This is a genomic window from Zestomonas ipomoeae, assembly GCF_057128665.1.
The window spans coordinates 17326-28526 of the sequence record NZ_JBSKHQ010000033.1 but is presented as its reverse complement, the minus strand read 5'-3'; the positions used below and the strand labels follow the sequence as shown (position 1 = coordinate 28526).

Sequence of the window (11201 nt, the reverse complement as noted above, 5' to 3'; positions counted from 1 at the left end):
CCGGTAGCCACATCCACCAGCCCACTCGGGTCGCCGCTGATGCTCAGCACATAGGTCACCGCGCCGGCACCGTCGGCGCCGAAGGCGGAGCTGAAGGCGCCGCTGAAATTGGCAGTAGCGTCGGTACCAAGGTCGGTTTCGTCGACCACCAGGCTCGACAGTTCCCGCTCGGACAGGGAAATGGTCGGGCTGTCGTCATCCACGGTAATGCCCAGGGTGCCGCTCGCGGTGCTGCCGTTGGAATCGGTGATGGTGTAGTTGAAGATGAAGTCGAGGTCGTTCTCATCGCTGCCGCCTTCACCGGCCGGGTGATCGAGGGGGCGCAGCAAGGTGAACTGGTAGGTGCCCGCGACCAAGTCGGTCACGGTCAGGGTGAAGACTGTCGATTCTCCTGCACTGGCAGTGAGGGTCAGGCCATTGGCGCTGACACTGTAGACCAACGGGATACCGCCGGAGGTCAGGGCCGGCAGGCCGGCGACACTCCAGGCGAAGCTGCCTGCGCCGTCCGGCCCGAAGCTGTAGCCCAGCGTGCCGCTGACGCTGCCGTTCTCACCGGCGAGATCGTTCGGGCCGCCGGCGATACCGCCGGGCAGGCCTTCTTCATCGACTGCGTTGCTGGCATCGCCCCCCGTGGGCAGGCCATCGATAAGCGTTGTCGTGGTCGGCGTGGTGGCCGGCGCTACCGGGTCGGGATCGGGGAACTCCGGCCCGGTGTTGAAGCCAGCGGTGGGAAAACCGATGGTCGGATCGACCGCGCCGCCCACCGCATCGAGCAGCACGAACGAATGGCCGCCGCCCGCCCCGCCCGCTCCGCCGGCACCGCCAGCGCCAGGACCAGCGGCAGTGGCTTCGAGCAAGGCGGTCGGGTCGACACCCGCTTCGATGGCCGCTTGCAACTGCTCGACATCGGTCAGTTGCTGGTCATCGGGCGCAACCGGCGTCGGCTGCTCGGCCCCCTGGCTGTCCACAAGCATCTGGCCGTCCAGCAACAAGTTGCTGTCGCGCCCGAGGGTCAGTTCGCCGCCGTTGGCCAACGCGATCAGGATGGCACCGGAGGAGCCGGTCACCACCTGCTCTCCGGCATACACCCGGTCGCCCTCCACCAGCGGTCGACGCGACCCATCTCCGGCTAACGCATATACCTCGCCAACGACCTGCTTGACGACACCGATTAACGTAGCCATGAGTCCGTCCTCCGCACTACTGCTGCCGACCGCTGCCGGCACGTTCAAAGGCCAAGCCCTTTCACACAGACGCGCGAAGGAAGAAATAAAACTGAGAGAGATGGAACGAAGTCCACTGCAGGCGACGGAAAAACGTCGCAGCTGCCTGCTTCGTACTACTCCACCAGAGCATCCCCGCCCCTTACGCCCAAAAACGGTGCCTGACCGCCTTGTTATCAGCTGGGAACCCGCGCTGGCCGTAGGATGTCAGCACAATATCACCGAGCCACTAAGTCAGAACTTTGTGCTCGATTTCACAGAGTGCATAAGACTTATTTCTCATAAACCTTGTGAAAATTTTTTCTTAGCTCCTTCGAAAGTTGTTCTTAGCTGTGATGTTACAAGCCTGAAACGCTTTTAGCGGTTTTTACGCCAATTAATTGGCGACAGGAATAATAACCAGCACGGAGAACACCTCACATGCGCGTACTCACCCCTCTCTGGAGCAGCATGCTATTGGCGATCGCCTGCACCCAGGCCCAGGCGATGACCCTGTCGGAGGCCATTCAGAGCACTATCGACAACCATCCCGAGCTGCACTCCGACATCAACAGCAGGTTGTCCGCTGACGAGGAGGTGAAGATCGCCCGTGGCGGCTACCTGCCGACGGTGGACATGCTGGTCGGCTACGGCAGGGAGAAAACCGACAGCCCGACGACCCGCGCCCTCGGCGACCACAACACCGAGACGCTGAACTACCGCACGGCCGAGTTGCGCATGCGGCAGATGCTGTTCGATGGCTTCAATACCCCCAACGAGGTGGCGCGCACCGAGGCGGTGGTCAACTCCCGAGCCTACCGCACCCTGGGCACCGCCGAGAGCCTGGCGCTACGCACCATCGAGGTCTACCTGGAAGTGCTCAAGCGTCGTGAAATGCTGGCGCTGGCCAAGAACAACCTGCAGACCCACCTGCGCATCAACGACCAGATCGGCCTGCGCAGCGAGCGCGGTGTCGGCAGCAACGCCGACCTGGACCAGTCCGAGGCTCGCCGGGCCCTGGCCGAAAACAACTACTACACCGAGCAGGTGAACCTGGCCGACGCCGAAGCAAACTTCTTCAGCGCCGTTGGCCGCATGCCCGACGAGTTGGAAGCGCCGAGCACCATCCGCGGCGAAATGCCGGAAAGCCTCGAGATTGCCCGGCAAATGGTGATGGAGAACAACCCCTACCTGAAATCCGCCCAGGCCGATGTGAATGCCGCGGAGAAACAGTACGAAGTGGCCAAGTCGCCCTTCTACCCACGCTTCGACCTGGAGCTGGCCACCAGCGCCAATGACAACACCGTGGGCGAGGAAGGCCACAGCAACAGTTGGCGCGCCGCGGTGGTGATGAATTACAACCTGTTCAACGGCATGCGCGACAAGGCACGGCTGCAGTCCACCGCCCACCAGATCAACCAGTCGATGGACATTCGCAACAATGCCCTGCGGCAATTGAACGAAAACCTGTCCCTGGCCTGGAATGCCATGGAGAACGCCCGCCTGCAAACACCCAAGGCGCGGGATTACGCCGACTACACCTCGCGGGTGCGCGAGGCCTACCAGCAGCAGTTCACCCTCAGCCAGCGCACTCTGCTGGACGTGCTGGACAGCGAGAACGAACTGTTCACCGCCAATCGGCGCTACGTGGAGGTGCGCTACGCTGAGGAGTACGCCATGTTCCGCGTCATCGCGGCCATGGGCGAGCTGCTGCGCCAGCAGAACATCGTGGTTCCGGCAGAAGCCGTGGCGATCAGCGAGGTGAAGAGCGAAGCCCGCCTACCGACCATGAAATAAGCGCAAGGGGCCGAGAATTTGACGACCATGGAGCAAGCAGTACCCGCCAGCGATCCCCGACTCGCCCATGACGATCCGCTGCTGGACGGGCTGCTGATCCTCTGCAAGCTGCATGGCTGCGTCGCCAGCCGCTCCAGCCTCACGGCGGGGCTGCCGATGCCCGAGCAACGCCTCAGCCGCGACCTGCTGCCCCGTGCCGCGGCTCGCGCCGGCTTGCAGGGGCGCTTGTTGCGCCGCGAGCTGGAGGCGATCTCGCCGCTCAACCTGCCGGTCCTGCTATTGCTCAAGGACGGTCGCAGTGCCGTGCTGCGCCAGTTCGGCGAGAAGAACAAGGTGCTGCTGCTGCCCTGCGAGGCGGATGGCGGCGAGCAATGGGTCAGCCGCGAGATGCTCGCCAAAGAATACGGCGGCCAGGCCTTCTTCGCCCGTCCGCGGCATGAGCTGGAAGAGGCGCGCAACCCACTGCTGCCGCGCATCGATGCCTGGTTCCGCGACACCCTCAAACTGTCCCGCTGGCTCTATGCCGACGCCATGCTGGCCACCCTGCTGGTCAACCTGCTCGGCCTGCTGGTGCCGCTGTTCGTCATGCAGACCTATGACCGCGTGGTGCCGAACCAGGCCACGGCGACCCTCTGGGTGCTGGTCATTGGCCTGTTCCTCGGCACTTCGTTCGAACTGCTGCTGCGCGTGCTGCGCGCCAACCTGCTGGACAGCGCCGGCAAGAAGACCGACGTGGTGCTGTCCGCCACGCTCTTCGAACGCATCACCGGCATGGCGCTCAAGGCTCGCCCGGCCACGGTCGGCGGCTTCGCCCAGAACATCCACGACTTCCAGGGGCTGCGGGAATTCCTCACCGCGGTCACCCTGACCAGCCTGATCGACCTGCCCTTCTCGCTGCTGATGATCCTGGTGATCGGCCTGCTCGGCGGCCCGCTGGTCGCCATCCCGCTGCTGGCCTTTCCGCTTACCGCCGTGTTCGCCCTGATCATCCAGAGCCGCCTGCGCGATACCGTGCAACGCAGCCTGGCCCTCGGCGCGGAACGCCAGGCATTGCTGATCGAAACCCTGGGCGGGCTGGAAACCCTCAAGGCTTGCGGGGCAGAAAGCGAACGCCAGCACCAGTGGGAAACCACCCATGGCGCCCTCACCCGGCTCGACGCCCATGCCCGCTTTCTCTCGGCACTGGCCACCAACGGCACACTGTTCTTCCAGCAATGCGCCGGCATGGCGATCATCGTCAGCGGGGTCTACGCCATCATCGCCGGCAACATGAGCGTCGGCGCGCTGATCGCCTGCTACATGCTCAACAGCCGGGTCCTCGCTCCGCTCGGTCAGGTCGCCGGGCTGATCACCCGCTACCAGCAGGCACGGCTGACCATAAAGAGCACAGACGCGCTGATGGCCCTGCCGCAGGAGCGCCAGGCCAGCCAGCGACCGCTGGAGCGCACCCAGCTCAAGGGCAGCCTGGAGGTGCGCCAGGTCACCTTCAGCTATCCGGGCCAGAGCAGCCCCGCGCTGGCCAAGGTTAGCCTGCGCCTGGCCGCCGGCGAACACATCGGCATCATCGGTCGCAGCGGCTCCGGCAAAAGCACCCTGGCGCGCCTGCTGATGGGCTTCTACAACCCCGACGAAGGCCAGATCCTGCTCGATGGCCTGGATCTGCGTCAGCTCGACGTCGGCGACCTGCGCCACCAGATCGGCTATGTCTCCCATGACCTGCCATTGCTGGCCGGCAGCCTGCGCGACAACCTGTGCCTCGGGGCCCGCTACGTCAGCGACGCACGCATGCTGGAAGTGGCCGAGCTGAGCGGCGTCAGCGAACTCGCCCGGCAGCACCCGCAAGGCTTCGACCGTCCGGTGGGCGAGCGCGGCCAGTTGCTATCCGGCGGCCAGCGCCAGGCCGTGCTGATGGCCCGCGCCCTGCTGCTCGACCCGCCGATCCTGCTGTTCGACGAGCCCACCAGCGCCATGGACAACACCAGCGAGGACATCCTGCGCAGCCGTCTGAAGACCTGGGCGCAGGGCAAGACGCTGCTGCTGATCACCCACCGCGCCTCGATGCTCAGCCTGGTCGACCGGCTGGCGGTGCTGGACAACGGCCACATCGTCGCAGACGGGCCGAAGGACGCGGTGATCGAAGCGCTGCGCAAGGGCCGCGTCGGCCCGGCGACGCTCTAGACGTTCGGGGGAACCACCATGCAGCCACCCCACCGCGTGCTCGGTTACTTCGACGGCCTGCGCCGCCACCGGCAGGACATAGAGTTCATGCCGGAGGTCCAGGGCGTCATGCTCGAGGATTCCTCCTGGCTTGCCCGCGGCACCGTCTGGGCGGTCTGCGCGCTGCTGACCACGGCCCTGGTCTGGGCCTACTTCGCCAAGATCGAGGAAGTCACCACCGGCGAGGGCAAGGCGATCCCGTCCAGCAAGATCCAGACGGTGCAGAACCTCGAGGGCGGCATCGTCACCGATATCTTCGTACGCGAAGGCCAGGTAGTGGCCAAGGGCGATACCCTGCTGCAACTGGACGACACCCGCTTCCTCTCCAACCAGGGCGAAACCGAGGCCGATCGCCTGGCCCTGATGGCACGCCTCGCCCGCCTGGAGGCCGAGGCCGCAGGCAAGCCGCTGGCCATGCCCGCGGAGGTCACACGCCTCGATGCGCAGCTGGCCGAGGACGAGCTGGCGGTGTATCGCTCGCGGCAACGGCGCCTGGAAAGCGAACAGCGCACGTTGCAGGAGCAACTGCGGCAGAAAACCCAGGAACTGGCGGAATTCCGCGCCAAGGCGCAGCAGTACCGCTCCAGCCTCGGGCTGCTGCAACAGGAGATCAACATGTCTGCGCCGCTGGTGGGCACCGGCGCCATTTCCGAGGTGGAGGTCCTGCGTCTGCGGCGCAGCGCAGTGGAAGCGCGCGGCTCGCTGGACGCCACCAACCTCGCCATTCCACGGGCCGAAGCGGCAATCGACGAGATCAAGAGCAAGATGGAGGAGTCCGAGCTGACCTTCCGCTCGGAGGCGTTCAAGGAACTCAACGAGGTGCGCACCGAGCTGCAGAAGATCACCGCCACCAGCCGCGCGATCCAGGACCGGGTCAGCCGCACCACCGTGGTTTCGCCGGTACACGGCATCATCAAGCAGCTCAAGGTCAACACCATCGGCGGCGTGGTCCAGCCGGGCAGCGACCTGCTGGAAATCGTGCCGATGGAGGACAACCTGCTGATCGAAGCGCGGGTACGCCCGCAGGACGTGGCCTTCCTCCATCCGGGGCAGAAGGCGATGGTCAAGTTCACCGCCTACGACTACACCATCTACGGCGGACTCAAGGCCAACCTCGAGCTGATCAGCGCCGACACCATCACCGACGACGAAGGCAACAGCTTCTACCTGATCCAGCTGCGCACCGACAAGAGCCACCTGGGCAGCGACGAACACCCTCTGCTGATCATCCCCGGCATGATCGCCAGCGTGAACATCATCACCGGCGAGAAAAGCGTGCTGGCCTACCTGCTCAAACCCGTCCTCAAGGCACGGGCGGAAGCGTTGCGCGAGCGCTGAAACCGAATATCAGTAGTTCGTAGTTTGCCGCCGTTGGGCTTCGTCGCTGCGCTCCTCAACCCAACCTACCGGCCCGCAACCGTATTGGGTTGAGGTACAAAGCCCAACATGACGGACCATCGCCATCGCACGATGCCATGATTGCCGAAGCGGGCGAGGCTTCGTCCTGATCTTTTCAGCCGTTGGCGCTATCGGCCCTCAGACCGTATCCACCTTCAACGCCTGGTCGCCGAGCAGGCCGTCGATCACGCGCAGGGTGTCGGCGCCGCTGGCGATATGGCCGCCGGCCTCGGGGGTGACGCCATATTGGGCGGCGAGGTCCACGTCCACCAGGCGGATGACCTGGGAGGGTGCGGCGCCAGCGTTGGCGCTGATGGAGATATAGGTGGTAACCGAACCGCCGCTGTTGCCAACGCTGAAGCTCAGGTAATCGGCCAGCGAACCGTTCTCCTCGCCCACCAGCAGGTCGCGCAGGTCGAGCACGTCGCCCTCGCTGCCGCCCAGAGTGAAGTCGAGCACCCGATCCTCGCCATGGTCGCCGTTGTTCCAGACGAAGCGATCCTGGCCCCTGCCGCCGTAGAGCAAGTCGTCGCCGAGCCCGCCGATCAGGGTGTCGTTGCCGCCCTGGCCGAACAGCAGGTCGTTGCCGGCGCCGCCGTCGAGCAGGTCGTCGCCGCCAAGCGGATCGCCGACCTGGTTGAACTCGGTGGCATGGCTGTAGACGTACTGGCGCACCTGGGTCAGGTTCGGTGCGGTGCCGCCGTTCACTGCTTGCAGGTACTCGAGCAGCGCCTGGTAGCCCTGGCCATCGTGGCTGCCGGCGGGGTTGCCCGCCCAGGCCAGATGGTCGGTGTTGGGCGTGTCGCCGAACAGCACGTCATTGCCCGCGCCGCCGTGCAGTTCGTCGTTGCCCAGCGGTAGCGGCACCTGGCTGCTGCTGCCACCGTTCAAGGCTGCCTGCAGGTCTTCGGCGGTATTGACGATCAGCGCGTTGCCCCCGGGCGCGGTGACTACGCTGCCGTCGGGCAGGGTCACCGAAATCGGGCCGCCCGGCTCGGTGTTGTCGAACATATCCAGTACCGGCGAGGTGCTGGCCGAGCCGATACCGATCCCGTGCACCTTCACCAGCTCGCCGCCGATGCCGTCGTGCAGCATGCCGCTGGCGGCCTGCAGAGCGTCGTCGATATCGCGAAAGTTGGTGACGTTGGCGGTGTCGATCACCGGATTGCCGAAGTCGTCCAGATACACCGTCGGCTGTCCGTCGGTGAGGAAGAACGTCAGTTGCTCGTAGTTGTTCGCGCTATTGGCGCCGGCGCCGACGATCTGCCCGTTGAACCACTGGGCCGCCTGGGCGAAGGCGGCCTCGAAGTTGGTGTAGCCCTGCACGGTCAGGGCGTCGATGGCCGCCAGCAGCACGCCGACATTGGCGGCGCTGAGCCCGTACACGGTGGTCGGGGTGCCGGCCTGGGTGCTGAATGGAATCAGCTGCACGTTGACCACGCCATCGTGCCCCTTGAGCTGATTGGCCAGGTTGCTCAGCGCTTCCTTGGCCAGGTCGATGCGCGACATGCCGGAACCGGACGGCCGCAGCATGCTCGCCGAGACGTCGACGATCAGCGCGATGTTGTAGTTCTTGCCCGGGGTGGTAATGGTCTGGGTGCCGCCGACATCGCCCACCAGCACGTCGTTGCCATAGGCGCCGCCGATGATGCCGGCACCGTCGGGGTCCAGCGGGCTGGCGACGACGTGCTCCGCACCGCTGCCATCCAGATCGTCGGCATTGCTGCCCACCACCAGCACCGGTCGGCCATAGTTCAGCTGGATATTCAGGTCGGCGCTACTGCTGTCGCCATCGCCGTCGAGCAAGGTGTAGGTGAAGGTCTGGCTCAGCTCGCCACCTTCGGGGAAGTCCAGCGACGGCTTGGCGGAGAAGCTGTAGTCGCCCAGTGCGTGCTCGGCGGAGCCCTGTACATAGACACTCAGGGTACCGATACCGGTGAACAGCGTGAGCAGGCCGCTGGCCGCATCGAAGTGACCGGTCACGTCCGTGTCCGCACCGCTATTGCTCAGGCTGCCGTCCTCGCCGATGCTGAACACCTCGCCGCCGATGCTGATCTGGCTGATGCGCTCGGCACCGTCGGCGCCGGGACTGTCGTTGGCCAGCAGGTTGCCGCCGATGGTCTCCACATCGACCAGTCCGGGCAACACCACAAAGAGATCTGCCGGATCGTCGAGCACCAGCGGGGCGCCATCGGAACGACCGATGCCAGCCAGGTCGCCGGCCGCCACCGCACCGCCCACACCGATGACATGGGTTTCCAGCTGCGGATGGGCGAGCAGGAAGTCCTGCCAGGCCCCCAGGCCACCAGCCGAGGCATTGCTCGGGCTGCCGGTGACGAAGTACAGGGTATTGAGCGTATGGCTGGGGCTGGTCGCCAGGTCCATGGCGATGCTGGTCTGGGTCTGCTGCAGGGCGGCATCGAAGTCGGCCGCACCGAGGCCGTCGCCCAGTCCCTGGATCTGGCTGACGAGGTTGGCGTAACCGCTGCCCAGATTGCTGGAGAAAACGAATTCGCCATGGTCGATGGCGGCGCCGTCGAAGCTGATCAGCGACACGGTGATGCTGCCACCGAGGGCCGCGTACTCGTTGAGCAGGGCGATCAGCCCGCCCTTGGCGCCGGCCAGCGCCTCGGCGCTCATGCCGGTGGAGACGTCCAGCGCCAGGGTAAGGTTGATCGCCTTGCCCTGATGCAGCAGCACGCTGCCGTCGTCGCGGGCCAGCGGCAGGTCATCGCCGATGCCGATCAGCAGGTTGCCGCTGGTGCTGGAGCCGTTGCCGTCGGTAAGGCTGTAGCCAAAGCTGACACTGAGGCCGGCGGCTTCGGCGCCCAGGTGATCCACCGCGCCGAGCAGGGTGAAGCTGTAGGCGCCGCTGGCCTGGTCGACCAGCGCGAGGCTGAACACCGGGGAACCGGCCGCCATGCCGGTGAGGATCAGGCCATCGGCGCTGAGCTGGTAGCTCAGCGGCACGCCGTCTGCGGTCATCTGTGGCAGGCCCTGGGTGCTCCAGGCAAAGCTGCCGAAGCCGTCGGCACCGAGGCTATAGCCGAGCTCGCCCTGCACCGTGGTCACGGCAACGTCTGGCTGGCTGCCATCGGGCAGGCCGGTTTCGCTCACGGCGTTTTCTGCGGTGCCGGCCTGGGGCTGATCGTCCACCGGGACCACGGGGGCGGCCAGGTCGTCGTTGGCTGTCGGCAGCGCCAGCACCGAGGCATCGAGGGTTATCGGCGCCAGTGGCAGCGGTGCGGTATCGAAGCCGATCTGCGGCGCTACTTCGCCGCCCGTGGCATCCAGCAGCACGAAGGAGTGCCCGCCGCCGGCATTGCCGCGACCGTTAGCGCCCCCGGGACCGGCCGCGGTCGCTTCGGCCTCGGCGGTCGGATCGGCGCCAGCCTCGATGGCGGCTTGCAGCGCCTGGGCCTCGGCCAGCTGTTCGGCGCTCGGTGCCACGGGTTCGGCGGGCTGTTCCATGCCGACCAGCAGCGAAGGCTCCAGTTGCAGGTCGCTCCCGCGCCCCAGGGTCAGCTCGCCGCCCCGGTCGAGACGGATCGCCACCGCGCCTTCCTCGCCGGTAACGATGCGCTCGCCATAGAAGACCCAGTCACCTTCGAATAGTCGGCGGCTGGTACCGTCGCTGCCGATCGCCTCTACCTCGCCCACAACCTGCCGAACCACACCCATGGAGCTGGCCATGCGTTCTCTCCTTAAACAAGCGGCCTAGCAGTCCCGTGCGGCGCCATGCGGCAAGCGCGTGGCAGGCGGACCTGTAGAGCCAGAAATATGTGCCCGAGCGTTGGGCAGGCAAACCGGCCATTTTGTTTAAGAAATGTTAAGACCGCTTTTCCATAACGGATCGGCGTTTATTGCCTTTGGCAATGAGGCACGGGGCCTGCATGGACGCGCATGGCACTAGGCATCGCCATGGTTGCGCCGATAGGTCTGCTCGCCCATGGCGGCGATCTGACCTTCGATCAATGCCTCGAAGGGACGCAGCAGGGCGTCGAAGCGGCGCGGAGCCTCGACGATCTCCAGCGCGGTCACCACCGCCTCCAGGGTCGACAGCGCACCGGGCGTCGGCGCCTTGCGCAGTCGGTAGCGCGACTGCAGGCCCTGCGGCAGCGCCACCCGCGGCAAGCCGGCCAGGACCGGGTTCAGGTAGAGCAGCTTGCGCGCCTTGCGCCAGGTGCCGTCGGGCACTACCAGCAGCAAGGGAAAGTCATCCCGGGCCGCCAGGTCAGCCAATGGCTGCGCTTGCTCACCGGGAAACAGCAGGCAGGCGCGATAACCGGGCACCTCCAGCAGCGCCGGCAGATCGTCGAACACCTCGCCGACCCGCAGCTCGGCATTGCTCAGACCCAGTGCCGCCAGGCGCGCGGTGTTCAAGGCGTGGTCGACTTCGCTCGGATGCTGCAACACCAGCACGCGGGCACGGCTTTCCAGCCGCGGGATCAGCGGGCACAGGCAATGGCTCGACGGGCGGGCACAGCGGGGGCAACGGGGTCTGCTCATGGCGCGCAGTGTGCCACAGGCAGCGCCGGAACGGCCCGGCCCGACGGTCGCAATAATCAATCTAACCTGCTGATTTAA

Annotated in this window: 6 protein-coding genes; 3 read left to right on the top strand and 3 right to left on the bottom strand. The window is 65.9% G+C overall.

The genetic code is table 11. The features are described from left to right. Positions 1–1184 (bottom strand): retention module-containing protein (locus tag ACWKV7_RS23335; protein WP_483860102.1); only part of this gene is annotated, 1184 nt, incomplete at its 3' end. 459 nt (positions 1185–1643) lie between these two features. Here ACWKV7_RS23335 and ACWKV7_RS23330 point away from each other — a divergent pair. Genes ACWKV7_RS23330 through ACWKV7_RS23320 form a run of 3 tightly spaced genes read left to right on the top strand, consistent with a single transcriptional unit; the run spans position 1644 to position 6554 of the window. Then, positions 1644–2999, top strand: coding sequence for a TolC family outer membrane protein (locus ACWKV7_RS23330; protein ID WP_483860101.1), 1356 nt, complete (start codon positions 1644–1646; stop codon positions 2997–2999). A gap of 27 nt (positions 3000–3026) precedes the next feature. Continuing rightward, positions 3027–5177 (top strand): type I secretion system permease/ATPase, encoded by a 2151-nt coding sequence (locus tag ACWKV7_RS23325; RefSeq protein ID WP_483860100.1) that lies wholly within the window; start codon positions 3027–3029, stop codon positions 5175–5177. An 18-nt stretch (positions 5178–5195) separates the two neighbouring features. Continuing rightward, positions 5196–6554: an HlyD family type I secretion periplasmic adaptor subunit gene (locus tag ACWKV7_RS23320; RefSeq protein ID WP_483860099.1), complete on the top strand. Its 1359-nt coding sequence runs from the start codon at positions 5196–5198 to the stop codon at positions 6552–6554. A 198-nt stretch (positions 6555–6752) separates the two neighbouring features. Here the strand turns inward: ACWKV7_RS23320 and ACWKV7_RS23315 are convergent, their stop codons facing one another. Further along, on the bottom strand, positions 6753–10307 hold the full coding sequence (locus ACWKV7_RS23315; protein ID WP_483860098.1) for a retention module-containing protein: 3555 nt from the start codon (positions 10305–10307) through the stop codon (positions 6753–6755). Between the two features lie 216 nt (positions 10308–10523). Continuing rightward, positions 10524–11123, bottom strand: coding sequence for a tRNA-uridine aminocarboxypropyltransferase (locus ACWKV7_RS23310; protein WP_483860097.1), 600 nt, complete (start codon positions 11121–11123; stop codon positions 10524–10526). Positions 11124–11201: the final 78 nt, after the last annotated feature.

Bases quoted from the DNA above. Each gene is read 5' to 3' on its own strand.
- ACWKV7_RS23330 (WP_483860101.1), top strand. From the start codon at position 1,644: ATGCGCGTACTCACCCCTCTCTGGAGCAGCATGCTATTGGCGATCGCC.
- ACWKV7_RS23325 (WP_483860100.1), top strand. From the start codon at position 3,027: ATGGAGCAAGCAGTACCCGCCAGCGATCCCCGACTCGCCCATGACGAT.
- ACWKV7_RS23320 (WP_483860099.1), top strand. From the start codon at position 5,196: ATGCAGCCACCCCACCGCGTGCTCGGTTACTTCGACGGCCTGCGCCGC.
- ACWKV7_RS23315 (WP_483860098.1), bottom strand. From the start codon at position 10,307: ATGGCCAGCTCCATGGGTGTGGTTCGGCAGGTTGTGGGCGAGGTAGAG.
- ACWKV7_RS23310 (WP_483860097.1), bottom strand. From the start codon at position 11,123: ATGAGCAGACCCCGTTGCCCCCGCTGTGCCCGCCCGTCGAGCCATTGC.